Below are 24907 nucleotides of genomic sequence, written 5' to 3' on the forward strand. Positions count from 1 at the left end.
CGGGGCGGCCGGGGCGGGCGCGGCGGACGACGGTCCGGTGGCGCCGCCGGGAAGGCCGACGCCCGAGGACGACGAGCCGGGCAGGCTCGGCCCGGTCGGCGAGGACAACCCCCCGCCGGTACCGCCCGCGGTCGTGTCGCCGGGCACCTTGATGCCGTCGCCGAGCCACTTGCCGTAGTCGTCGAGCTGATCGCCGACCTGGCCGACCTGCGCGGTGACCTTCATCTGCGAGGTGAACCACACGCCGTCCAGGCCGGCGTGCGCGTCGATCTGCCATTCGGTGTTCACCATCGCGCCGAAGCCGTCGAACATGTCACCGATGCCGTCGAACAGTCCGTCGCCGGGCTGACCCGCGCCGGGCACGCTCGCGCCGGGCAGGCCACCGGGCGAACCGGGCAGGCCGATGCCGTCATAGCCGGGGATGCCGATGCCGTGGCCGGGCAGCCCGTCGAAACCGGGAATGCCGATCCCGTGACCGGGCAACCCGAAGGCGGGCGTCTCCGGCAGGCCGAACGGGTTGTCGGTGTCGGTGTCGCCGAGACCGCGGCCGGGCGTGGTCGGTGCCTGCGCATAGCCGGGGATGCCGAAGCCGCTGGAGTGATGGCTGTCGGAGCCGGGAATCCGCAGCTCCCGCTCATCGTCGGAGCCGGGAACCTGTGGGCGCCAGTCGGATTCGGTGGCTCGCGCGACCATGGTGACGTCGGCCGGGGCGGGCGCGTGCGGAGCGAACGGCGTATGCGGCACCGGATGTGGCGCGGGCACGTCGGCGAGGTCGGGGAACGTCACGACCGGGCTCGGCGCGTCCGGGCTGGGGTCGGAGGGGTACTGCGAGGACCAACCGGCGACCCGGCTGTCGGCGTTGCTGGTGCCCGGGGTCGTGTCGGGACCGGTGCCGTTCGCGGCGACCAGGGCTCCACCGGTGACGTAGGCGCCCGCGCGGGCTACCCGCGCGACACCGTTGGCGACCCGGTAGGCCGTGTCGGTCCCCTCCGCGCGCGCAGCATCGTCATCGAAAGGCAGATCACGCGTCATCAATGCTCCAACACTCGCATCACTGTCGACCCCCCACCACGAACGAGGCGAAGTGAAGATCATCCAACACTATTACCCGGAGGCCGAACCGTTGTTTCGTCCAGAACGGTTGGTACCACCTTATGGCGAGCAACAGTTTTCGGCGACCCGGTGGAATCGGGGGGTTCACGATCCCAAGAGAACTCTAACGATTGCTCAACGGTCCCTGAAGATCGGCTGCTTAGCGTCGGTTTCGCCGGTCGCACCGATCGGCGAAACCCCCTCGGAGGAGTCCCGCCCATGACCGTATTCACCGCCCGCCGCCGTTCCCGTGCCGCCGCCCTGGTCGGCGGCACCGCACTGCTGACCGCGACGATCGCCGCAGTGGCCGGCGCCGCGACCGCCGATCCCGCCGTGACCAGGGAAATCGGGCCGGAACGGACGCTGATCATCTGCTCGGCGCCCGGTACTCCCGCCCGGCCCCTGCCGCCGGAGGGCGCGCGCATCCACATCGAGCGCTACGAGGGCGCCCCCGCGGCACCGCTGCCCGCCCTGCCCGGACACCCGGGCGACCCGGCCGTCGAGGCGCCGGGCGACTGCCGCGACGTCGACCCGGGCGAGGCACCGGGTGGCGTTCTCGTGATCCGCCCGCCGCACGTGCGCTGACCAGGAGAAACGAGGGATCGAACTAGGGTGAGCGAATGACCGGACAGCAGATCTTGGTCGTCGACGACGAGGTCAGGGTACTGGCCTCGCTGCGGCGCGGCCTGGAACTCTCGGGCTTCGACGTCGTCACGGCCGGTGACGGCGCCGCGGCGCTCGCCCTGGTGCGTTCCACCACCCCGGACGCCATGGTGCTCGACGTGAACATGCCCGAACTCGACGGCGTCGGCGTGGTGACGGCCCTGCGGGCGATGGGCAACGACATCCCCATCTGCGTGCTCAGCGCCCGCAGCGCGGTGAGCGACCGGATCGCGGCACTCGAACGCGGCGCCGACGACTACCTCACCAAACCGTTCGACCTCGGCGAGCTGATCGCCCGGCTGCGCGCGCTGCTGCGCCGCAGCGCGGCAACCGCTGCGCCGCAGGGCAAGACGGTGCGGGTGGGCCGGGTCGAGATCGATCCGGCCGGGCACCGGGTGCACGCGGCCGGACGACTGGTCGAACTCACCAAACGCGAGTTCGAGCTGCTGGCGATGCTCGCCGACAACGTCGGCATCGTGCTCGGGCGCGAGCAGATCCTGTCCGCCGTCTGGGGTTACGACTTCGCCACCGACACCAATGTGGTCGACGTGTTCGTCTCGTATCTGCGGCGCAAGCTCGAGGCCGACGGCGTCGGTCGGGTCGTGCACACGGTGCGCGGCGTCGGATTCGTCCTGCGCGAGCGCCCGTGAGGACCGGGTCGTGGTCGTTGCGAACGCGGGTGGCCGTGGTGTCGGCGTTGGTCGCCGCGCTGGTGGCGATCACCCTGGGACTCACCTATGCGGCGCTGCTGAAGGTCGCGGGCACCCGGCAACTCGATCAGACGGTATCGACGATGAATGTCCGGGTGGTGCAGCGCGTCGACGGCGTCCCCGCGCCGCCGATCCCGCTCCCGGCGGACGAGCGGACCGTCCCCGGCACCCCCGAACCACCGGTGGTGGCAGCGCCGGGCAGTCCGTCCGACACCGCGCTGGCCAAGGTCCAGGGCGCGCCGGGCCTGCTGGTCCGGCTCGATCCCGATCGTGAGCTGGTCGACGCCGCGATCACCCGCAGCCAGCTCATCGGCTTGGGCATCGGCGTCGGCGGGGTGCTGATCGCGGCCGGATTGGGTTGGGTGCTGGCCGGTTTCGCGGCGCGCCCGCTGCGCAGGCTGGCCACCGCCACCCACGAGATCGACACCCTCGACGAGTTGCCACCGCTGTCGGGCCGTGGTGCCAGGGAGGCCGAGGAACTCTCCGACGCCATCACCCGGATGCTGGCGCGCCTCGAGACCGCGCACGGTGAGACCAGGCAGGCGCTGGCGGGCGCCCGCGATTTCGCCGCGGTCTGCGCGCACGAACTGCGCACCCCGCTCACCGCGATGCGCACCGATTTGCAGGTCCTGGCCGGTGCCGATCTCCCGGCCGAGCAGCGCGACGCCGTCCTGGCCGATGTGCTGGCCGCCGAACGCCAGATCGAACGCACCCTCACCGATCTGGAGCGCCTGGCCGTCGGCGAGCTCACCGACGCGGGCGCGTTCGAGCCGTTCGAACTCTGCGAGACTCTCGATCGCGCCGTCCAGAACGCCCGGCGCGCGCAACCCGGCGTCGACATCGCGCTGACCGCGTGCGACCCGGTTCCGATCACCGGCCTGCCCGGCGGGATCCTGCTGATCGTCACCAATGCCGTCGCCAACGCGGTCCTGCACGGACATGCCACCGAGATCGCGGTCGCGGCACACGCGGACGCGGACGGGATCGAGATCACCGTCGACGACAACGGCACCGGGGTACCGGAACACCTGTCCCCCACCGCTTTCGACCGCTTCGCCAAACGGCCCGGCTCCCCCGGCTCGGGTCTGGGCCTGGCGCTGGTCCGGCAGCAGGCCGAATTGCACGGCGGCACGGCCGAACTCACCGAAAGCCCACTCGGCGGGACGCGCCTGCTGGTGCGCATCACCGCCGAGCCGGGGTGAACGGGGTGGGAACTATTTGCCCTTGGGCTTGTCCGAGGCCGCGTCCGAGGACAGCGCGGCCACGAAGGCTTCCTGCGGCACGTCGACCCGGCCGATGGTCTTCATCCGCTTCTTGCCTTCCTTCTGCTTCTCGAGCAGCTTGCGCTTGCGGCTGATGTCACCGCCGTAGCACTTGGCGAGCACGTCCTTGCGGATCGCCCTGATGTTCTCGCGCGCGATGATCTTCGAGCCGATCGCGGCCTGGATCGGCACCTCGAACTGCTGACGCGGGATGAGTTCGCGCAGCTTGGAGGTCATCTTGTTGCCATAGGCCTGGGCGGCGTCCTTGTGCACGATGGCACTGAACGCGTCGACAGCCTCGCCCTGGAGCAGGATGTCGACCTTCACCAGCGCCGACGACTGCTCGCCCGCCTCCTCGTAATCGAGCGAGGCGTAACCGCGCGTGCGCGACTTCAGCGAGTCGAAGAAGTCGAAGATGATCTCGGCCATCGGCAGCGTGTAGCGCATCTCCACGCGCGTCTCCGACAGGTAGTCCATGCCGAGCAGCTCACCGCGACGGCTCTGGCACAGCTCCATGATGGTGCCGACGAACTCGCTGGGCGCGATCACGGTGCACTTGGTGACCGGCTCGAAGGTCTGGCGCACCTTGCCCTCGGGCCAGTACGACGGGTTGGTGACGATGTGCTCGGTGCCGTCTTCCATGACGACCCGGTAGATCACGTTGGGCGCGGTCGAGATGAGGTCGAGGCCGAACTCGCGTTGCAACCGCTCGCGGGTGATCTCCATGTGCAGCAGGCCGAGGAAGCCGCAGCGGAAACCGAAGCCCAGCGCCACCGAGGTCTCCGGCACGTAGGTCAGCGCCGCGTCGTTGAGCTGCAGCTTGTCCAGCGCGTCACGCAGATCCGGGTAGTCGGAGCCGTCGACCGGGTACAGGCCCGAGTAGACCATCGGGCGCGGTTCCTGGTAGCCGGCCAGCGCCGAGGTGGCGCCGTCGCGCGCGGAGGTGACGGTGTCACCGACCTTGGACTGACGCACATCCTTCACCCCGGTGATCAGGTATCCCACCTCGCCGACGCCGAGTCCCTGGGTGGGCTTCGGTTCGGGCGAGACGATGCCGATCTCGAGCAGCTCGTGCTGCGCGCCGGTCGACATCATCTTGATCTTCTGGCGCGGGGTCAGCTTGCCGTCGACCACCCGGACATAAGTGACCACGCCACGGTAGGTGTCGTAGACCGAGTCGAAGATCAGCGCGCGAGCCGGGGCATCGGCGTCACCGACCGGCGGCGGCACCTCGGCGATCACCTTGTCCAGCAGCTCACCCACACCCACGCCGGTCTTGCCCGACACCCGCAGCACGTCGTCGGCCTCGCAACCGACGATGTGGGCGATCTCGGCGGCGTAGCGGTCCGGGTCGGCGGCGGGCAGATCGATCTTGTTCAGCACCGGGATGATCACCAGATCGCGTTCCATCGCCAGGTACAGATTCGCCAGCGTCTGCGCCTCGATGCCCTGGGCGGCGTCGACCAGCAGGATCGCGCCCTCACAGGCCTCGAGCGCGCGCGAGACCTCGTAGGTGAAGTCGACGTGGCCCGGGGTGTCGATCATGTGCAGGACGTAGTCCTGGCCGTCGACAGTCCATGGCAGGCGCACGTTCTGCGCCTTGATCGTGATGCCGCGCTCGCGCTCGATGTCCATCCGATCCAGGTACTGGGCGCGCATGGCCCGTTCCTCGACCACACCGGTCAGCTGCAGCATCCGATCGGCCAGGGTCGACTTGCCGTGGTCGATGTGCGCGATGATGCAGAAGTTCCGGATCCGGGACGGATCGGTGAACGTCGTATCGGCAAAACTGGAAGCCACTCCACTCCTCGAGGGGTATCGGCGAACTGCGTCTATCGTCCCATGCGCCGAATCGCCCCCTTGTCACCGGTGCACCGAAGCGTGCGTCACCGTTATATTTCAGGGATGGCCAGCAGTTGGAACACTCTCGGTAAGCAACTCGGCGTCATCGCCAAGGAGCAGGGACCGAAGATCGTGCGCAAGCAGGGTCCACGGCTGCTCGAGAAGCTGGTGGGGGCGCTGGCGGCCAAGCCCGAACCCACCGTCGCGGTGCGCCCGACCGCGTCGACGCCGGTGCCCACCGCCCACCGGGCCCGGCAGATCGTCTACTGCCCGCAGCTCGACGGGCGCGCCGACCCGGGCGAGATCGTGTGGACCTGGGTCCCCTACGAGGAGGACCCCACCAACGGCAAGGACCGGCCGGTGCTGGTCGTCGGGCGTGATCGCAAGACCCTGCTCGGGCTGATGCTGTCGTCGAAAGCCGAACGCGCGCACGACCGTAACTGGGTCGGCATCGGTTCCGGCCCGTGGGACCACGACGGACGCCCCAGCTGGGTGCGGCTGGACCGGGTGCTCGACGTGCCCGAGGACGGCATCCGGCGCGAGGGCGCGATCGTCGAGCGCAAGACCTTCGACCTGGTCGCGCACCGGCTGGTCGCCGAGTACAGCTGGAGCTGACCTCCGACGACGACGAACCCCGTTCCGGTCCGACCGGAACGGGGTTCGCGTCGTTTGCGCGGACTAGGTCAGCACGTCCCTGGACCGGCCGAAGATCAGGCCATACACGAGCGCGCCCAGCGCGCCGCCGACCAGCGGGAACAGCACGAACACCCACACCTGCGCCATCGCGCCGTCCTGATAGGGCGCCACGCCCAGGCTGCGGGCCGGGTTGACCGAGGTGTTGTCGATCGGCAGCGAGACCAGGTAGATCACCGTCAGCGTCACACCGATGGACAGGCCCGCCAGCGGCACATCCGAGATCTGGTCCGTGGAGGCCAGCACCACGAACACCAGCAGCGCGGTCAGCATCACCTCGATGATGATGGTCGCCGCCAGGCCGTACCCGTTCTGGACGACGACCTCGCCCAGCGGCCCGCGGATGGCCGAGGGGCTGTGCGCGCCCCAGCCGTTGGCGCCGAGCCCGTCGACCGCGCGATCGTAGGACGGCAGGTTCTTGGCCAGCGCGAACAGCACCAGCCCGGCCAGGAAGGCGCCGACGAGCTGCGCGATCACGTAGCCGGCCGCGCCGATGGCCGAGATCCGGCCCAGCAGCAGCTGTCCGAGGGTCACCGCCGGGTTGACGTGACAGCCCGAGATCGGCCCGATCGCGTAGACGAGGAACATCAGCGTCAGACCGAAGGCGAAGGCGACCCCGAGCGAGCCGACCCGGTCACCGGCCAGCACCAGTGTGCCGACGCCACAGATCACCAGGATGAAAGTGCCGAGCCCTTCGGCGGCCCACTTCTTCGGCTCGGGTACGACCTCGGATTCGACGAGTTCCTGTGCAGTGGGCATCGGCCACCACCTCTCCGGGAGGATTCATCCCCGCGGCGAGCGGGGTCCGCACGAGCGAAGTGGACATTACGCCAGGCGGGTGACCTCCACAACGACCTCGAGGTCTGTCGAGCCGCCGCCGGAGAAAACACCTTTCAGCGGTGGCACATCCGCATAATCGCGCCCGACCCCGACCGAGACGTGCTGCTCGTTGACGGCCAGGTTGTTGGTCGGGTCGTAGCCCCACCACTGCCCGGTCCAGGCCTCCACCCACGCGTGCGACTGGCCCGCCACGGTCTCGCCGATCTCGGCGCCCGGCTTCGGATGCAGGTACCCGGAGACGTACCGGCTGGGAATTCCCATGCTGCGCAGCAACACCAGGGTCAGGTGGGCGTAGTCCTGGCAGACACCGCGCCGCTCGGCGAAGGCCTGCAACGCCGAGGTGTGCACCGAGGTGGTGCCCGCGATGTAGTCCATCTCCTTGTGCACCCATTCGGCCGCGCGCACCACCGCCTTGGCCGGTTCCTCGCCCCGGGACAGCTGCCTGGCCACCGTCGCGAGCTTGCGATCGCGCGGCACATAGGAGGTGGGACTGAGCATTTCGTCGAAGCGGTCGACGATCGGACCGCTGCGCAGGTCGTCCCAGCTCAGTTCCTCGGTCGGTTCCGCGAACGGCTCGGTCTCCACCACCGAGGACCCGGTCACCTCGAGTTCGGTGTGCGGTGCGTGCAGGTCGAACGCGGTGACCGCGGTACCCCAGTAGTCGGTGTAGCGATACGACCTGGTGGCCGGCACGGTTTCGACGCGATTGAGGATCACGTTCTGCCTGCTGTCGGCGCGCGGCGTCAGCCTGGCCTCGTTGAACGAGCGCGTCACGGGCGCGTCGTAGACATATCCGGTGGTGTGCACCACCCTGATCCGCCAGCTCACAGTTCTCCCTCCACCTGCACGCGGCCGTCGGAACTGCTGCGCACATCGGTCCACGCCACCCAGGGGGCGGCGTGGAAGTACTGGCGTGACACGGCCTCGCTGACCTCGCGGCACGATTTCTGCAGCGCGAGCAGTCTGCTCTGCAAGTCCTCCAGCAGCACCCCCGGCGGCAGGAATTCGAGTTCGCTGCGCGCCCGGCCGAGCACCCGCTGGGCCTCGTGACGCGCGCCGACGCGACTGCCGGGCCGCTGGTCGAGTTCGGTCAGGCAGGCCTCGGCGACGCGCAGCGTGTGGAACACCGAGCGCGGGAAGAGCCGGTCGATGAGGATGAACTCGGCGACCCTGGCCGCGTCGAGCGCGCCGCGGTGGGTGCGCAGATAGGTGTCGTGGGCGCCCGCCGAGCGCAGCACCGTCACCCAGGCCGGCGAGGAGGTGCGGTCGCCCGCGCGCGAGAGCAGCAGCCGCACCATCATGTCCACGCGTTCGATGGAGCGGCCGAGCAGCAGGAAACGGTAGCCGTCGTCGCGCGAGAGCGTCGAGTCGGTCAGTCCGGTGAACATCGCCGCGCGGTCCTTGATGTAGGAGAAGAACTCGTGCGGGCCGAGGCCGCGCGCCGCCTTCTCCGCCGTCGCCAGCCCGTTGTAGGTGGCGTTGAGGCACTCCCACATCTCGCTGGAGGTGACTTCGCGTGCGCCGCGGGCGTTCTCGCGGGCCTTGCCGATGGAGTCGCTGATCGAGACGCCGTGGTCGTGGCTGAACGCGACCAGGTCGGTCACCGACCACACGTCCAGGCGCAGCCCCTCCGGCGGCTCGATGCCGAGCACCTTGAGCAGGACCCGGGAGGTGCGGTCGGCGTCGACGGTGGCGTCTTCGAGCAGTTGATGCACGGCGACGTCGAGGATGCGCGCGGTGTCGTCGGCGCGCTCGACATATCGGCCGATCCAGTAGAGGGATTCGGCGTTGCGAGCAAGCATGTGTGTCAGTCCCCGATCAGCCGCTGCGTCTGTTGTTGTTGCTGCTGTTGCTGATTGGCCTGCGGCGCGCTGAGTTCGCGACCGATTTCGAAGGAGTCGGCCTGCGGCGGATCGCTCACCAGTTCCGGACCGGCCAGTTCCCGGTCGACGAGGCCGGAGCGACCGGCCAGCACCCAGGTGTCCTTGCTGCCGCCGCCCTGGCTCGAGTTGACCACCAGCGAGCCCTCCGGCAACGCGACCCTGGTCAGCCCACCGGGCAGCACCCAGATGTCCTCGCCGTCGTTCACCGCGAACGGGCGCAGGTCGACGTGCCGGGGCGCGAGATCGTTGCCGATCTTGGTCGGCACGGTCGACAGCTGCACCACCGGCTGGGCGATCCAGCCGCGCGGATCGGCCTTGACCTTGCGCTTGACCGCCTCCAGCTCGCGCGGGGACGCGTCGGGCCCGATGACGATGCCGTAGCCGCCGGACCCCTCGACCGGCTTCACCACGAGCTCGCCGACCCGGTCGAGCACCTCCTCGCGTTCGTCGTCGAGCCAGCAGCGGAAGGTGTCGACGTTGGGCAGGATCGGCTTCTCGCCGAGGTAGTACTCGATGATCGTGGGCACATAGGTGTAGATGAGTTTGTCGTCACCGACGCCGTTGCCGACCGCGCTGGAGATCACCACGTTGCCCGCGCGGGCGGCGTTGAGCACGCCGGCCACGCCGAGCACCGAGTCGGGGCGGAAGTGCATGGGGTCGAGGAAGGTGTCGTCGATGCGCCGGTAGATCACGTCGACCTGGCGCTCGCCCGCGGTCGTGCGCATGTAGACGACATTGTCGCGGCAGAACAGGTCACGCCCCTCGACCAGCTCGACGCCCATCTGCCTGGCCAGCAGCGAATGCTCGAAGTAGGCGGAGTTGTGCACACCCGGGGTGAGCACGACGACGGTCGGGTCGGCCTCGTTGGGCGCCGCGGAGGCCCGCAGCGCCCGGAGTAGGTGCGTGGGATAGTCGCCGACCGCGCGCACCCGGTGCGAGGAGAACAGGTCGGGGAAGACCCGGGCCATCGTGCGCCGGTTCTCCATCACATAGGACACCCCCGACGGCGAGCGCAGGTTGTCCTCGAGCACCCGGAAGTCGCCGCGTTCGTCGCGTACCAGGTCGATGCCCGAGACATGGATGCGCACCCCGTTCGGCGGGACCAGGCCCGCGGCCTCGCGGTGGAAGTGCTCACACGAGGTGACCAGCCGCTTGGGGATCACCTGATCGCGCAGGATGTTCTGCTCGCCGTAGACGTCGGCCAGGAACAGCTCCAGCGCGGTGACCCGCTGTTTGATGCCCCGCTCGAGCTTTGCCCACTCGGCGGCGGCGATCACCCGCGGCACCAGATCCAGCGGGAACGGCCGTTCCTGCCCCGACAGGGAGAACGTGATGCCCTGATCGATGAATGCCCGGTCCAGCGCGTCGGAGCGTTTGGCCAGGTCGTCTACGTCGTTGGCGGCCATCGCGGCGTGAATGCCTTTATACGGCGCCCGCACTCGTCCCGCCGCGTCGAACATCTCGTCGAACGCGTCGGCGAAGCGGCCCGGGCCGTACCCCTCGAACAAACCGGCGTGCGCGTTCACCGGATGCCCGTTCGTTCTCACCAACGCCGGTGATGCAGATCGAGCCGTACCCGGCGCTGTGGTGGAGGTCATGAGAAAAACTGTGCATCACCCGGCAGCAGGGTCGTGTGAGACACAGGTAAATTTCTTGCATCACCTGAAATGGATGAAATCAGCGGAGCCGGGGGCCGGTCGATCGGAGCCCGATTTCGCCGGGCGGTGCCGAGCTGGTAACCTCGATCTTCGGCGCGGTGTTACCCGTAGTTCAGCACCATCTGCTGCATCGTGGGCGCGCGCCCGACGAGCTTTCGAGACATACCACCCAGCGACAGGAAACCAGAGGATACAGGCGTGGCCAACATCAAGTCCCAGATGAAGCGGATCCGTACCAACGAGGCGGCGCGCAAGCGCAACCAGTCGGTCAAGTCCGCGCTGCGCACCGCGATCCGCAACTTCCGTGAAGCTGCCGCCAGCGGTGACAAGGAAAAGGCTGCCGAGCAGCTGCAGTTCGCGAGCCGCAAGCTCGACAAGGCCGCTTCCAAGGGCGTCATCCACGCCAACCAGGCGGCCAACAAGAAGTCCGCGCTCGCGCTGGCTCTGAACAAGATCTGATCGGAGCGGGTCCACCCGCTCAGCAATACTTCGCAAGACGCAGCCGCCGTGGCCTCGATGACCACGGCGGCTTTTGTCGTCGGCTACCATTCCGCGCATGCTGACGGTGTACGCGAATCAGACGGTGGTACGAGGCGACGACCTGGCCGAGGTGATCCGCGCCGCGGAGATCCTGGGCATCGGACTCAAGATCGAGAATGTGATGGTCCCGGACGAGGACGGCGGCTTCGCGGCCGCCTGGATCGTCACCCGCGAGGACGAGGTCCCGCTCTACGAGGAGTGGGAAGGCCGCTACGAGGATCTCGAGGACGACGAGGAGCTCGCCGTCGTCGGCGACTGATCAGTTCACACAGGGGATCCGCCCCGAGGTGATGTCGCTGCGGACCGGCTTGCCCGCGTCGGGGGTGTCCGTCACCGGCGTGGTCGCGCTGGTCTGCCAGGCACCGGTGGACGTCTCGCCCGGCCAGGCGGCGGGCGGTTCGGTCCGCGCCGTTGTTCGCCGGGTCGTCGTCGACGCGGGTGCCGGCATCCCGAACGCGGCCGCGATCTCGCGGCGGATCGCCGCTCGGTCCACGATGTTCACGTCCTGCCCGTTGATCACGTCGTAGCGCAGGATCGGCAGGGTGCGGAATTCGACCTGCGGGTCTTTCGCGCTGCCGAGGGTGCGCACGAACTCGGTCATGTTCCAGCCGTCCGACAGGACGATATTGCGGTGCGCCACCTCCATCAACGCCGACAGTTTGCCGGGGTCGGTCAGGGTGCCCGCACTACGCAGCTGCCCGGCGACCGAGGTCAGAAACGCTTGCTGGCGGTGGGTGCGGTCCAGATCGCCGTTCTCCAGCCCGTGCCGCTGCCGCACGAAGGCCAGCGCCTGGGCCGGATCGAGATGCTGGCGGCCGGCCGGGAAGTTCGCGCCGGAGAACTCGAGGTCCTGCACCGGATGGTTCAGGCACACCTCCACCCCGCCCAGCGTGGCGGCGAGATCGTAGAAACCGGCGAGGGTGATCTCGGCGAACCGGTCGATCGGCACTCCGGTCAGATCACGCACCGCCCGCACGATCGAGGCCCGCCCCGCCTCCCTGCCCGCCTGTTCGAGCCGGCGCTGATCGGTGACCCCGCGTGCGATCAGCTGATCCTGCACCGCGGCCTTCTTCAACCCGTACGCCTCCTTGATCTTGGCGTGGGTGTAGCCCGGGATGCCACTGACCGGCACGTAGTCGTCACGCGGAATCGACACCGCGACGATCTTGTCCAGCGCGGCCGGAATATGCACCAGGATCAGCGTATTGGCGTTGTAGCCGCCCTCGTCCCCGTCGCCGGCGTGCAGCTGATCCAGGATTTCCGTCGGCAGCTCGTTCCCGTTCTGATCGCGCCGGGTGTCGAGCCCGATCAGCAGGATGTTCAGATCCCCGCCGAGCGAGTGCGGCGCGTCGTCCTCGATGGCCTGCGAGCGCAGGAACCCGGCGTCGAAACTGCCTGCCGTCGACCACCCGTACGCGGTGACAGCCACCACCAGCGCCGACATCCCGGCGGCGAACCCCTTCCCGAATGCCCTGGCCCACCGGCCCGCCGAACCACGAGCGCGTCGACTGCTCCCGCGCTCCACGGTCCGGCTGACAGTCGGCTCGTCCATGTCATGATCAACTGTGCCAGCCGCGAGGCCGGACCGACATCGCGATTCGGTCCCGATTCCACCGCGACCAGGCGTGTCGGCTCAGCGACTGCGCGTACCGAGGTTCTGGGAAATCCGCAGAAGGTACCCGTCCGGGTCCTGCACGGCGAACTGGCGCACGCCCACGACGTCGGTTGCCCGCGCGTACCAGCGGTCCTCCAGCGGGAGGAACAGTTCCCGCCCGGTCGCGGTGATCACCGCATGGAGCTCGACGACATCGTCCACGTCGATGGTGAAGTTGATGCCGCGACCGTACGGATATTCGAGCGGCGCGTGCGGGTAGAGCCGCTCGTGGTCCGTCGGCTGTTCGAGCATGAGGTCGATACCGTCGCGTTCGAGATAGGCGAACCGTTCCGCGGGGCGCTCGTAGCGGATCCGGAACCCGAGTAGACCGTAGAACTCGAGGCTGGCCCGGAGGTCGGCACAGATGAGCTCGGGGATCAGGCGCACCACGTCGTCGCCCGTCGACTCAGCCCGCGGCGCGCAGGTCGAGGATGCGGGAGAGGGCGTGTTCCACGGCGTAGGTGGCGTCGGCGGCGCCGCCCTTGACGTCGGCGTTGAGGGTGGCGACCACCTGGAGGGCGGTGCCGATGGTGGCCGGGGTCCAGCCACGGGCCTGGGCCTGCGCCTTCTTGACCTTCCACGGGGGCATGCCGAGCTGCTGGGCGAGTTTGAACGGGTCGCCCCGGCCCGCGGAGCCGACGCGGGCGATGGTGTGCACGGAATCGGCGAGGGCGTCGGCCAGCAGCACGTGCGGGACACCGCGGTCGGTGGCCCAGCGCAGGGCCTCCATCGCCGCCGGGCGGTCGCCCGCGACGGCGAGCTCCGCGACATCGAACCCGGTCACCTCGGCGCGGCCGGAGTAGTAGCGGCGGACCGCGTTCACATCGACCTTGCCGCCGGTGTCGGCGACCAGTTGTGAGCAGGCCGCGGCCAGCTCACGCAGCTCCGAGCCGACGGACTCGATCAGCACCTGGACCACGTCCGGCGCCACCCGCACCCCGAGAGCGCGGAACTCCGCGCGCACGAACTCCGCCCGCTCGCCGGCCTTGGTGAGCTTGGCGCACTCGTGCACCACCGCGCCCTGCTTCTGCAGCGCGGGCACCAGTGCTTTGGCGCGGCCGCCGCCCGAATGCAGCACCATCAGCACCACGCCCGCCGGCGGGTCGGCCGCCGCGTCGGTGATCACCGCCACCGCGTCCTTGCCCGCCTCCGCGGCCGACTCGAGCACGATCACCCGGTCCTCGGCGAACAGCGACGGACTCAACAGCTCGGCCAGTTCGGCGGTACTCGCGTCACCGGCGCGCAGCCGATCCACCGGCACCGAGTCCGGGTCGGGCGCCTCGGCCCGCACCTGGCCGGTCACCTGCGCCACGGCGCGTTCGACCAGCAGCTCCTCGTCACCGAGAACCAGATGTACCGCGGCAGGGCGTTCGCTCACCAGGCGATCCTACGTTCGGGCACCGACAGCGAGCCGGTCGCGGTCGTTCGACGTGGTCGGGCGCCGCGGGGTCTCCCGGCCGCCCGCTGCCGGCGGTTCACGGAGGGGCTGGAGTCCGCCGACGGGATGTCGTTGTGCGCGGTTCGACGGCGGTGCCCGACACGATCACGTCGCCGTCGTGATCGGTCCGGGCGATCGTGACGCCGAGGGTGTCCAACGCGGTGATGATCGTGGGGTGCGGGTGGCCGAACGAGTTGTCCGTCCCGGCGCTGATCAAGGCCAGGCGCGGGTGGACCGCGCGCAGGAACTCCGGTGTGGTGGTGCGGGACCCATGATGTGGGACCTTGAGAATGTCGGCGCGGATGTCGCTGTCACGCGACACCCGAGATTGCGCGGTCGCTTCGATATCGCCGGTGAACAGAATCGTGCCCACGGCGGTGCGCGCCCGCAACACCAGCGACCGATCGTTGGCTTCGTCCAGGTCCAGCGACGACGCTTCCCGCCCCGGCGCGAGCACCGTCAATTCGACTGCCCCGAACGTCAGTACCTGCCCCGCGCGCAATTCCATCAGCGGGATCCCGGCGGCCTCGGCGAGCTCGACGACTCGCTCGATCCCCTCGGTCGCGACGGTTGGACCAGATGAATTCCGCTGCGCCACAACATCCTGGCGAGAGGCGGACGGTAGCCCGGCCGAGTGTCCGCCGTTCGGGTGGCGCTGGTTGGTGCTCTCGGCGCCGACAGAGTGCTCGGCCCCGGCAGACTGCTCGGCGCCAGCGGGATGCCCACCGCTCGTGGAGGGCGCGCCGCTCGTGGAGGGCCCGACGGCGACAGGATGCCCGACGGCAGCGGGATGCCCGCTGGTGTCAGAGTGCCCAGTGCCGGTGGAGGGGGTGCCGCCGATGGTGTGACCGCTGGTGGAGTGCGGGCCGCCGGTGGAAAGAAGTTCACCGGGTGCGGTGGCTATGGCGGCGGTGGTGCGGCCGCGGAGTGCGCCGGCCAGGCCGTCGATGTGGTCGGCGTGTGGGTGGGTGAGGATCAGGAGGGGGATGTGGGTGATGCGCAGGCGGTCGAGGCAGCGGCGGATCGGGCGGGGGTCCGGGCCGGTATCGATCACGATCGCGGCGTTGGGGGCGACGGAGAGGGCGAGGCCATCGCCCTGGCCTACATCGCACATCGCCAGTGCCCAGCCGGTCGGCGGCCATCCCGGCTGCCATAGGCGCACTGGGACAAGCACTATCGCGACGCCCAAGGCGGCGACGGCGAGCAATCGGCGAGCCTTCGACCATCGCAGAGCTGCCACGAGGACGACGACGATCGCCGCTGTGACCAGTCCCCCGGTCACGCCGGACGGCACCGAGATCGTGGCACCGGGCACGGCGGCGGTCCGGTCGGCTACCGCCAGCAGCCACCACAGCGGTGGGCGCGCGCACCACAGCACCCACACCGCCGCTTCACCCCAGAGGCAGGCGACGGCCGCACCCACCGCACCGATCACGGTGATCACCCCGACCACCGGCGCGACAAGCGCGTTCGCCACGATCGCGACCACGCTCACCCGTCCCGACAGTGCGACCATCAGCGGGAGGGTGACGACGAACGCCCCTGCCGACACCGCGACGATCTCGGCGGGTACGCGCCACCACCCGTGCGCCCGCAACCAATCCGCCCAGCTCGGCGCGAGCAGGATCAGGCCGGCGGTCGCGAGCACCGACAACGCGAACCCCGCGCTCACCGCCAACTGCGGTGCCACAACGAGCAGTCCGATCACCGCGGCACCCAGCGCGGGCAGCGCTTGTTTGCGGCGGCCGGTGAGCAACGCGAGTACCGTCACCGACCCCATGCCCGCGGCCCGCAGCACACTGGGGTCGGGCCGCGCGAGAACGACGAACACCACCACCGTCACCGCGGCGGCAGCGGCACTCGTTCGCGGACCCGCGGTCAGCAATCTCGCCAACCCGAGCAGCGCGGCGAGCAGGATAGTGAAGTTCGCTCCGCTCACCACGCAAAGGTGTTGCAGGCCTGCGATTTCGAAGTTGTCCCTGACCTCGTCGGATAGCGCGGCGGTATCGCCGACGACGAGCGCGGGCAGCAATCCCGCCGCGGCGGGTGGCAACGCTCTGGCCGAGGCCATCGCCAGATCTGCCCGCACGCCCCCGGCCATTCGCTGCCACCACGGGGGTGTCCCGACACGTTCCGCCTCGGCGACGGGGTGCAGCGCGGCCACTGTCAGATCCGATCGGTTCGGTTCGGCGACCTTCGCCCGAAACCGGATCACCTGGCCGGGAGACAGGTCCGCCCAGCCCTCCCCCGGCGCAAGGATGACGAGCGCCCCGCCGACCCGAGTGGCGGTCGACCCGCGTTCCCCGCCGGCTCGATTGGTCGTAGAACCGAAGTCTCCGTCGGCCCGAGTACTCGTAGAACCGGACACTCCGTCGGCCCCAGCGCTCGCAGACCCCGACACCCCGCCGACCCCCGCGCTCGTCGAGCCGAGCTTCCCGTCACTCTGGGGTGGCGTACCGCCTCCGTACTCATGCAGCTCCGCAGGGACGATCCACCGCCGTTGTCCACCGAACCCGCCCGCCCGCATCGGTTTCGGATCGTCGGTGACCACTGCCAGCACCGTCACCGTCCGCCCGAACGATTCCCGGAGCGGGTGTGTCTGCAAATGGTGCGCACGCCACGCGCCTGCGGCCCCGAAACCGGCGGTCACCAGCATCACCGCCAACCCGGCGATCGCGACGACTCGCCATCGTTCACGCTCGTGCGCGATCGCCCACAGCAACACCACCCACAATCCGATTGCGACGACCACCGCACCGACCGCCAGCACCAGGCCGACGAACCACCCCAGCGACACCGCCACGATCGTCGCGCCCCAACATCCCAGCGCCGCCGGTACCAGGCGCATGTCCAGCACCTGCCGTTCCGGCTCCTCCGTTCCCGCCTCCTGCTGAGCCGCCGTGCTCATTCCGGTCCCGGGCACCGCACCGGCGAATCCGGACAGACCCCACCCCGCCCGAGCACCGACGACATCCCGAAACACCCGAATTCCATACTGCTGTGGGCGTGTTCGACGCGGTCCGCGCAGCAGGTCGAGAACCCGCCGCTCACCGCGGGATTCGCGGGCAGGGGCGATTCGTTGGCGCCGTACTCCGCACCATCGCTCGCCCCGGCCGTATCTTCGCCCGAGACCGCCGGTGCCGCACCGATTCGGGCCGCGACTTTCGCCTGGCAGGGACCATCACCGGTCGCACCGGATGGCTGGACCGATTCGGTCATGTCGTCACCAAATCACGGAGGCGGGCCAGGCGGGCGGGGCCGATGCCGTCGACTTCGCCGAGTTGGGCGATATCGGTGAATCGGCCATTGGTGGTGCGCCAGGCGAGGATGGCTTGGGCGGTGACCGGGCCGACGCCGGGGAGCGCGTCCAGTTCGGCTTCCGTCGCGGTGTTCAGGTTGATACGCGCTCTGGTGTTCTGGGCGTTGGTATTCGGGGCCGGCGGGCCGGAGGTGTTCTGTCCTGTCGTGGGTGCGCGGTCGGCGGCGCCGATCATCGCGCTGCCAAGGAGTGGGGGTCCCGATTGTGGGCCAGTCGTGCCGACGACGACCTGGTCGCCGTCAGTGAGGCGCTGGGCCAGGTTCAGCCCGGCGAGGTCGGCACCGTCGGTCGCACCGCCTGCCCGTTCGATGGCGTCGGCGACACGGGCGCCACCGGGCAGGTGGTGCAGGCCCGGTCGTTCGACCAGACCCACCACGCTGACAACGACTTCCGCGGGCGGGCTCGGCATGGTGCCGGCGACCGCGGCCATGCCGGCGCTCGGTTCCGCGGGGGCGCCCGCGCTCTCCGCGCGGACGACCGGTACCGGTGGCAACGCCTGTGGCGTCGGCTGATCGCGCAGGACCAGCACGCCGGTGCAGACCACCGCTGCCAGACCCACCAGGCCCAAGACCACAGCACCCCGGCGGCCGGGATCGACCCGCGTCTGCCGGAACCGGTCCGGGACGAACCGGCGCAGGCCACCGGAGTCGGCGCCGTCGTCGAGCCAGCCCGGCGAACGCACCTCCCCCGTCGAAGGGAGATCCTCCTCGGCCCACCGCCCTTCGGTGCCGGTGCCGCCGCGCGGGCGTGCCGTGTCGGGCTCGTCGCGCAGCGCCCCTCGGGTCCCGGGTTTGTCGCGCAACGCCAGCCCGCCCAGCCGTTGCCGTACCCGCTCGTGTTCGTCGTGTCGTGACATGGCAGCGACGCTACGAGCCGGCGAGCCCGCGAAACCGGCGCCGACCTGGGTCTCGAGCGAAGCTGTGGACAACCTCGAGCCTGTGGACAACTCGCGGTTTCTCGGTCGTCGAGACCGGGATGCACGCTGCCGAGCGAATACGGTGCGGACATGGCCGAGACCACGTACGGATGGATCCATGGACCTGGCACAACGTTTCCGCGACTTCGCGCAGCGCGAGGTGAGCGGCAATTCTCCGCTGTACCACCGGCGTGCGATCGACATCGCCGACGATCCACCGGTGCTCGCGCTGATCGCCGAACTGCCGACGGACAAACAGCAGCCCAACCTGGTGCTGGCGGCGGCGCGGGTCAACGGCGCGATCGCGGTGCCGTACCGCGATTTCCGTGCGCAGCTGATCGCACGCTGGCCATCGATCGCGGCGACCGCACTCGCTCGCCGTACCCAGACCAACGAAGCGGGTCGTGCGGCAACCTTGCTGCCGGTCCTCGCTCGGCTGCCGGGACCGTTGTCGCTCATCGAAGTGGGCGCATCGGCGGGACTGTGTCTCTACCCGGACCGTTTCAGCTATCGCTACGGCGGTCGCGCCCTGGATCCGGCGGACGGTCCGTCGTCAGTGGTCCTGCGGTGCACCGTAACCGGGCCCGCGCCGATTCCGGATCGGTTGCCCGAGGTGGTCCATCGCACCGGGGTCGACCTGAACCCCTTGAACGCGGCGGACCGGCAGGATCGGCAGTGGCTGGAAGCCCTCGTCTGGCCGGGGCAGGACCAGCGGCTCACCAGGCTGCGCAATGCCTGCGCGATCGCCGCCGCGAATCCACCGCTGCTGGTGCCGGGAGATCTGAACGAACAGGTCGCCGAGCTGGTCCACACGGCGCCCAGCGACAGCACGGTGGTCGTGTTCCACAGCGCTGTGCTCACCTACCTGTCGGCGCTGACGCGCGCGGAGTTCGTCGCGTCGGTGCGTGCGCTGCCCTGCCATTGGGTGTCCCAGGAGGGCACCGGGGTGGTCGCCGAGTTCACCGACCTACTGCCCGAACGGGATTCGAACACAACGCGGATGGTGCTGGCGGTCGACGGCGAGCCGGTAGCCTACGCCGGGCCGCACGGTCAGTCACTGGACTGGTTCGGCCCGGCGTAGCAGGGGCGGCCTCAGACGCGGCGCATCACCGACACCACCCGGCCCAGGATCACGGCCTCGTCGCCGTCGATGACCGAGTAGGCGGGATTGCGGGGTTCGAGCAGGACATGGCCGTTGCGCCGGCGGTACACCTTGACGGTGGCTTCCTCGCCGATCATGGCGGCGACGATGTCGCCGTTGTTCGCCTCCCGCTGGCTGCGCACAACAACCAGATCACCGTCGCAGATCGCGGCGTCGATCATGGAGTCACCGCGCACCCGGAGTCCGAAAACCTCACCACGACCGACGAGTTCACGCGGCAGCGTCAGCACGTCGTCGGCGTGCTGTTCGGCCAGGATCGGCGTGCCCGCGGCGATGTCGCCGACCACCGGCACGCTCACCGAGGCGCTGGAGCCGGCGGCCGGGGTGTCACGCAGGAACAGTCGCACATCGGTCTGGCGCGCCATCCCGGTGCCGCGGCGCAGGAAACCGTCCTCCTCCAGCGCCTTCAGATGCTGGGAGACCGTAGAGGTGGAGCGCAGGCCGACGGCGTCGGCGATCTCCCTCGCGCTCGGCGCGTAGCCGTGCGCGAGCACCGAATCCCGGATCACGGCGAGGATGTGTTGCCTGCGGGGCGGCAGGTGCGCGGTGTCGGGGAAGTCGAAGTCGTCGTATCCGGTCACCGGGGCATCGTAGAGGCCCACCGTGCCGGAGCGTCGGCGCAGCCTCCCGGCGTGCCCTGCCGCACCGGAAATCGGCGCCGGTCAGGAACACCCGCCGGGCACGACGAGCACACCGAGCGCGCCGACGCCGAGATGGACTCCGAGGGTGGGGCCGAACTCGCCGACGTACAGCTCCTCGACCTCCGGGACCTGTTCGCGCAGCTGGGCCGCGATCGTCTCGGCGGCATCGGCGGCGCCCAGGTGCTGGACCGCCAGGGCCGCGCCATCGCGCCCGGCCGCCTCCACGGCGGCCGCGACCAGCTTGGCGTAGGCGCGCGAGCGCGTGCGCACCTTCTCGCGCAGTTCCAGCTTGCCCTCGACCAGCTGCAGCAACGGCTTCGTCACCAGTTCGCTGCCGAAGAACGCGGCGGCGCTGCTGAGCCTGCCGCCCTTGCGCAGCTGCTCGGTCCGATTGACCAGGATGAACGTGCGGGCGCGGGCGGCGGCCGTCACGGCGCGTTCGTAGACCGCGTCCAGCGCTTCGCCCGCCCGCGCGCGACGGGCGGCCGCGAGCACGGGCAGGCCGGTCGCCAAGCCCGCCCCCAGCGAATCCACCAGGCGCACTCGGTCTTCGGCACCCATGTCGCGAACGGCCTGCCGGCCGGACTCCCACGTCGCCGACAAGGTGCGCGACAGGTGCACGGCGACGACACCGTCGCCGTCACTGCGGCTCAATGCCCGCTCGTAGACTTCGCGCAGCTCGCCCGGCGAGGCAGCCGAGGTGGTGACCGAGTCCGTCGAGTAATCGATCTCGACGGGGTCGACGCCCTCCCGGATCTCCCGGTCGCCGACGAGCACGTGCAACGGGACCACTTCGATACCGAGCTCGCCGACGACGTCGGCCGACAGCCCGGCCGCCGAATCGGTGACCACGACAACGGTCACGGACTACCGGACCTCCTGCAGAGTCTTGGTCATCGCCGTCGCCACCGCCGCGTGCCCGGCCCAGCCCCAGTGGATGCCGTCCGGGTTCGCCGCACCCGACTCGATGTCGTCGCGCACGGCCTCGCCGAGGTCGACCAGCGGCACCGAGGTGCGGCCCGACCACGCCTGCAGTGCCTTGACCGCGCGCGCCCGGCCCCGGTGCACCCGCCCGTAGGCATCGCACTTGTGCACCGACGGCAGCACCGCGACCACGGGCAGCTCGGGACGCAGATGATGCAGCGCCTCCCGCGACTGCTCGAGGTAGTCGACACTCACCTTCGGCGGAAGCGCCACGGGCCGACCGAGTTTCGACAGCTTGGGCTGCAGCCAGTTGTACGAGGCGCGCACGCCACGACGCAGCTTGGGCGGACGGATATAGCGGATCAGCTCGCGCAGCGCGGTCGGCAGCGGCGAGGGCAATGTGTCCATGCCACCGACGGCGAACACGACAGCACCCGCCCGGGGCACGGCGGCCCACACCCGCGGGTCGCCGATCAGCGCCCAGTAGGCATCGCGGCAGGTCCAGCCGATCCGCGCGATCAGCTCGACATCCCAATCCAGTTCGGCGGCCACCATATTCGGCCAGATCCGGGGATCGTCGGCAGGCAGGCCGCCCTTGGGACCGTAGTAGGCGAGCGAGTCGGCGATCACCAGCAGGACGGGGCGCGGCGAGGCGGACTCCACCGGCCGGGGCGCGGTGGTTTCCTCGACGAGCACGACCTCCGCGGCCGCCTCGACGAGCGATTCGCTCTGCGCGACAGCGGTCTCCACGACCGGCGCGGAGACCTCGGTAACCGCGACGGACTCGGCGGCCACCGCGACGGACTCGTCCGTCGCGACCGCATCCGCCCCCGGCTCGTCGCCCGGCGACGTGTCGGCCGACGTAGCGTCGGAACCATCAGCCGCACTTGCCGACTGGAGGTCCTGCGCCACGGCGGGTTCGGCCACCGAGGCGGTCATCGCCACGGCATCCTCGGTGTCCGCGCCCACCTCGGTGACGACCGCCGACTCGGCGGTATCCGGCTGCGCGACAGCCGGTTCGGCCTCGGTCCGGGCGACGGAATCCTCGACCGCGGCCTCGGTGACAGCGGTGCCCGCTGTGGCAGGCTCGCCGTCGCCGTCGGCGTCCGCCTCGTCGGACGAGCCGGTCGCCGCGTCAGCTGTCGCGGCGTCGGCCTGCTCGGACTCGGCGACGACCGCCGCGGGCGGCGGGCCGAACAGCGCATCGGGTAGCGAGCGCTCGCTGCGCGCGGTGACCTGCTTGAAGAGTTCGTCCGGTACCGAACGGATGGGCTCCTCACGCTCGGGGCGTGCGGGCTCAGCGGGTGGCGGGCCGAACAGCGCGTCCGGCAATTGCCGTCCGGGCTTGGCCGTCACCTGCTGGAACAGTTCGTCCGGTACCGATCGGACGGGCTCTTCAGAGGACATCGGGAGCTACCTTCGCCGCTGCGTTCCAAACATCGAGGCGCCAGCCGGGTCGGTCGATGTCGGGCCCGTGGCTGGACAGCTGCACCCAGCTCGTATTGGCCAGCCCACCGAGGGCAGGCCAGTTCTCCGGAGGCAGTTCCAGCAACGCGGCCGTGAGGGCAGCGATCAGCCCGCCGTGCGCCACCAGGATGATAGTCCGGCCGGGCCAATCCTGTCGCTCGTTGTACAGTTCGCGCACCACGGGCAGCGCACGCGCGCCCACTTCGAGTTTGCTCTCGCCACCGGGCGGTGTGTAGGTGGCGTCGAGACGCCACTGCACGCGCGCGCCGGGGTAGTCGGCGTCGACCTCGAGGTGGGTCAGCCCCTCCCAGTCACCCAGGTGGGTCTCACGCAGCCGCTGATCGGTGACGACCGGCAGATTGCTGATGTCGCCGAGCGCCTGCGCGGTTTCCTTGGCGCGGCGCAGATCGGAGGCATGGACCGCGATCGCGTTGCGGGACACCAGTTCCCGCGCCGCCTCTTTGGCCTGCTGCCTGCCGAGGTCGGTGAGATCGGTATCGATCTGGCCCTGCATCCGGTCGGCGGCGTTCCACTCGGTCTGCCCGTGCCGCAGCAGGATCAGCGTGCGCACATGGGCGTACTTGCTCACTCGGTGTCGCCCTCTACCTGTGCGTCGTCGGCGGCGGGTGTCGCCGGGGTGGCGATGCCCTCGACGGCCACGGTCGGGCAGTCACGCCACAACCGCTCCAGCGCATAGAAATTGCGCTCGTCGTTGTGCTGGATGTGCACGACGATGTCGACGTAGTCGAGCAGCGCCCAGCGGCCCTCGCGGGTGCCCTCGCGGCGGACCGGCTTGTGGCCGGCCTCGCGCAGCTTCTCCTCGACGTTGTCGACGATCGCGTTGACCTGGCGCTCGTTGGGCGCCGAGGCGATCACGAAGCAGTCGGTGATCACCAGCTGCTCGGAGACGTCGAGGACGACGACGTCGGTGGCGAGCTTGTCGTCGGCCGCGAGTGCGGCGACCTTGGCCATTTCGACCGCTTCGGCAGTGGCAGTCACGACTGCACCTCGCTCGTGTGGCTCAACGTCAGCTACCTTCCGTTCCTGCGGGCACATACAGGTGCCGCTTCGATATGTACTGCACCACGCCATCGGGGACGAGGTACCAGACCGGCCGACCCTCCGCGGCGCGGCGGCGGCACTCACTCGACGAGATGGCCAGCGCGGGGATCTCGATCATCGTGACGGCATCGGCGGGCAGGTCCCGCAGATGCTCCTCGAGATGGTCGGTGTTCAGCTCGTACCCCGGACGGCTCACCCCGACGAACTTCGCCAGTTCGAACAGTTCGGTCCAATCCTGCCATGTCAGGATGTTGGCCAGCGCGTCCGCACCGGTGATGAAGTACAGCTCGGCGTCGGGATGGGCGTTCTGCATCTCGCGCAGGGTGTCCACCGTGTAGGTGACCTTGTTGCGTTCGATGTCGGCCCGGCTGACCGAGAACCTCGGGTTGGACGCGGTGGCGATGACGGTCATCAGGTAGCGGTCCTCGGCGGGACTGACCTGCTTGTTCACCTTCTGCCACGGCTGGCCGGTGGGGACGAAGATGACCTCGTCGAGCTCGAACCGGTTCGCGACCTCGCTGGCCGCGACCAGGTGACCGTGGTGAATCGGATCGAACGTGCCGCCCATGACGCCGAGCTTGCGGCGCGGCCGAGCTGTCTCGTGCATGAGGTCCGAGCTTAACGGGACTGCCACCACTCGACCGGACCGGACCGCCCCCGAGCGGCCGGGCGGTCGTTCGGGCCCGACGCCTGCGCGCACATCTGGGCGAATTGGGCGCGGGTGCGATCGAGCTCGTCGGCGATGTGCGCGGCAGGTTCGGCGGTGAGCCGCTGATTCAGTTCGGCCATCAGCACGTCGATGGTGACCCACCACGGACCGCGCATCCGGCCCGCGGGACCCCGCAGTTGCAGCCAGGCCGCCGCGCGCAGACAGCGCGCTCGCGGCACGATCTTGTCCAGCTCACCCCACAGGCCCGCGGCACGCAGGTAGCCGCCCAGCGCCGCCGATTCCTGCCCGCAGCACTCGCGGGCGACGGCCGCCGACCAGACCAGGTCGGCGTGCCTGCGGCGGTGGGTGGGCGCGTTCGCGAGCAGCCGGGCGGCCTCGGTGAACTGCCAGGCGGCCTGCCGGTAGCGGCCGAGCCGCAGCAGCGACTCGGCGAACTCGGCGCGGACCAGGGCCAGCTCACCGGGCGGATAG

General features: G+C 69.9%; 23 protein-coding genes and 2 pseudogenes. 7 read left to right on the forward strand and 18 right to left on the reverse strand.

All coding sequences use genetic code 11. The features are described from left to right. A pseudogene (locus V8688_RS23205) lies at window positions 1–1032 on the reverse strand (hypothetical protein); the annotation flags it as partial. Between the two features lie 279 nt (window positions 1033–1311). Between V8688_RS23205 and V8688_RS23210 the strand changes: the two are divergent. From V8688_RS23210 to V8688_RS23220, 3 genes are read left to right on the forward strand one after another with little or no spacing between them, the layout of a single operon-like run. Further along, on the forward strand, window positions 1312–1677 hold the full coding sequence (locus tag V8688_RS23210; protein ID WP_218721353.1) for a hypothetical protein: 366 nt from the start codon (window positions 1312–1314) through the stop codon (window positions 1675–1677). Window positions 1678–1712: 35 nt separating this feature from the next. Continuing rightward, window positions 1713–2405 carry a response regulator transcription factor gene (locus tag V8688_RS23215; protein WP_218721354.1) on the forward strand — a complete coding sequence of 231 codons (693 nt, stop codon included), beginning with the start codon at window positions 1713–1715 and terminating at the stop codon, window positions 2403–2405. Between the two features lie 38 nt (window positions 2406–2443). Further along, the gene (locus V8688_RS23220) at window positions 2444–3667 is read left to right on the forward strand and encodes a HAMP domain-containing sensor histidine kinase (RefSeq protein ID WP_342801681.1); all 1224 of its coding nucleotides are present in this window, start codon (window positions 2444–2446) and stop codon (window positions 3665–3667) included. A gap of 12 nt (window positions 3668–3679) precedes the next feature. On the opposite strand, the gene lepA is transcribed toward V8688_RS23220, so the two are convergent. After that, entirely contained in the window at window positions 3680–5527 is a 1848-nt protein-coding gene (lepA, locus tag V8688_RS23225) for a translation elongation factor 4 (RefSeq protein WP_218721356.1), read from the reverse strand. A gap of 105 nt (window positions 5528–5632) precedes the next feature. Between lepA and V8688_RS23230 the strand changes: the two genes are divergently transcribed. Further along, entirely contained in the window at window positions 5633–6184 is a 552-nt protein-coding gene (locus tag V8688_RS23230; RefSeq protein ID WP_342801682.1) for a type II toxin-antitoxin system PemK/MazF family toxin, read from the forward strand. A 63-nt stretch (window positions 6185–6247) separates the two neighbouring features. Here the strand turns inward: V8688_RS23230 and V8688_RS23235 are convergent, their stop codons facing one another. The 4 genes from V8688_RS23235 to V8688_RS23250 form a co-directional block, all read right to left on the reverse strand. Beyond that, window positions 6248–7021, reverse strand: a complete 774-nt coding sequence (locus V8688_RS23235; RefSeq protein ID WP_342801683.1) for an aquaporin — start codon at window positions 7019–7021, stop codon at window positions 6248–6250. Window positions 7022–7087: 66 nt separating this feature from the next. Further along, entirely contained in the window at window positions 7088–7930 is an 843-nt protein-coding gene (locus V8688_RS23240) for a transglutaminase family protein (RefSeq protein WP_218721359.1), read from the reverse strand. Beyond that, window positions 7927–8904, reverse strand: coding sequence for an alpha-E domain-containing protein (locus tag V8688_RS23245; protein WP_218721360.1), 978 nt, complete (start codon window positions 8902–8904; stop codon window positions 7927–7929). The genes V8688_RS23240 and V8688_RS23245 overlap by 4 nt, the downstream gene beginning before the upstream one ends. Window positions 8905–8909: 5 nt before the next feature. Then, window positions 8910–10445: a circularly permuted type 2 ATP-grasp protein gene (locus V8688_RS23250; RefSeq protein WP_255588616.1), complete on the reverse strand. Its 1536-nt coding sequence runs from the start codon at window positions 10443–10445 to the stop codon at window positions 8910–8912. A 396-nt stretch (window positions 10446–10841) separates the two neighbouring features. Between V8688_RS23250 and rpsT the strand changes: the two genes are divergently transcribed. Together rpsT and V8688_RS23260 are read left to right on the forward strand one after the other, a co-directional pair. Then, entirely contained in the window at window positions 10842–11102 is a 261-nt protein-coding gene (rpsT, locus tag V8688_RS23255) for a 30S ribosomal protein S20 (RefSeq protein WP_019045815.1), read from the forward strand. Between the two features lie 97 nt (window positions 11103–11199). Continuing rightward, window positions 11200–11442 (forward strand): hypothetical protein, encoded by a 243-nt coding sequence (locus tag V8688_RS23260; protein ID WP_218721361.1) that lies wholly within the window; start codon window positions 11200–11202, stop codon window positions 11440–11442. Here V8688_RS23260 and V8688_RS23265 read toward each other — a convergent pair whose 3' ends face one another. From V8688_RS23265 to V8688_RS23285, 5 genes are all read right to left on the reverse strand, one after another. Continuing rightward, complete coding sequence (locus V8688_RS23265; protein WP_342801687.1) at window positions 11443–12627, reverse strand: LCP family protein; 1185 nt, start codon at window positions 12625–12627, stop codon at window positions 11443–11445. It lies immediately after the preceding gene. 189 nt (window positions 12628–12816) lie between these two features. Beyond that, window positions 12817–13227: a VOC family protein gene (locus V8688_RS23270; RefSeq protein WP_316573889.1), complete on the reverse strand. Its 411-nt coding sequence runs from the start codon at window positions 13225–13227 to the stop codon at window positions 12817–12819. 16 nt (window positions 13228–13243) lie between these two features. Continuing rightward, window positions 13244–14215 carry a DNA polymerase III subunit delta gene (gene holA, locus V8688_RS23275; RefSeq protein WP_218721364.1) on the reverse strand — a complete coding sequence of 324 codons (972 nt, stop codon included), beginning with the start codon at window positions 14213–14215 and terminating at the stop codon, window positions 13244–13246. Window positions 14216–14312: 97 nt separating this feature from the next. Then, the gene (locus V8688_RS23280; RefSeq protein ID WP_342801684.1) at window positions 14313–17183 is read right to left on the reverse strand and encodes a ComEC/Rec2 family competence protein; all 2871 of its coding nucleotides are present in this window, start codon (window positions 17181–17183) and stop codon (window positions 14313–14315) included. Between the two features lie 307 nt (window positions 17184–17490). Continuing rightward, complete coding sequence (locus V8688_RS23285) at window positions 17491–18450, reverse strand: ComEA family DNA-binding protein (RefSeq protein ID WP_218721440.1); 960 nt, start codon at window positions 18448–18450, stop codon at window positions 17491–17493. A gap of 178 nt (window positions 18451–18628) precedes the next feature. Here V8688_RS23285 and V8688_RS23290 point away from each other — a divergent pair, with 178 nt between their 5' ends. Next, entirely contained in the window at window positions 18629–19591 is a 963-nt protein-coding gene (locus V8688_RS23290) for a DUF2332 domain-containing protein (protein ID WP_342801685.1), read from the forward strand. Window positions 19592–19602: 11 nt separating this feature from the next. Here the strand turns inward: V8688_RS23290 and lexA are convergent, their stop codons facing one another. The 7 genes and pseudogenes from lexA to V8688_RS23325 form a co-directional block, all read right to left on the reverse strand. Next, window positions 19603–20253 (reverse strand): transcriptional repressor LexA, encoded by a 651-nt coding sequence (gene lexA, locus V8688_RS23295; RefSeq protein WP_218721442.1) that lies wholly within the window; start codon window positions 20251–20253, stop codon window positions 19603–19605. Between the two features lie 81 nt (window positions 20254–20334). Beyond that, window positions 20335–21177, reverse strand: a complete 843-nt coding sequence (locus V8688_RS23300) for a DegV family protein (protein WP_316573885.1) — start codon at window positions 21175–21177, stop codon at window positions 20335–20337. A 3-nt stretch (window positions 21178–21180) separates the two neighbouring features. Then, window positions 21181–22644, reverse strand: a complete 1464-nt coding sequence (octT, locus tag V8688_RS23305) for a diglucosylglycerate octanoyltransferase (RefSeq protein ID WP_342801686.1) — start codon at window positions 22642–22644, stop codon at window positions 21181–21183. Further along, window positions 22634–23293, reverse strand: a complete 660-nt coding sequence (locus tag V8688_RS23310; protein ID WP_218721444.1) for a histidine phosphatase family protein — start codon at window positions 23291–23293, stop codon at window positions 22634–22636. The genes octT and V8688_RS23310 overlap by 11 nt, the downstream gene beginning before the upstream one ends. Beyond that, entirely contained in the window at window positions 23290–23703 is a 414-nt protein-coding gene (gene rsfS, locus V8688_RS23315) for a ribosome silencing factor (protein WP_316573883.1), read from the reverse strand. Before rsfS ends, V8688_RS23310 begins: the two co-directional genes overlap by 4 nt. A 28-nt stretch (window positions 23704–23731) precedes the next feature. After that, window positions 23732–24373, reverse strand: coding sequence for a nicotinate-nucleotide adenylyltransferase (nadD, locus tag V8688_RS23320; RefSeq protein WP_218721446.1), 642 nt, complete (start codon window positions 24371–24373; stop codon window positions 23732–23734). Between the two features lie 11 nt (window positions 24374–24384). Next, window positions 24385–24907, reverse strand: a pseudogene (locus V8688_RS23325) (hypothetical protein); the annotation flags it as partial.

The sequence above is a fragment of the Nocardia sp. No.11 genome (assembly GCF_038752175.1).
In the GTDB taxonomy this organism is placed as follows: domain Bacteria; phylum Actinomycetota; class Actinomycetes; order Mycobacteriales; family Mycobacteriaceae; genus Nocardia; species Nocardia canadensis.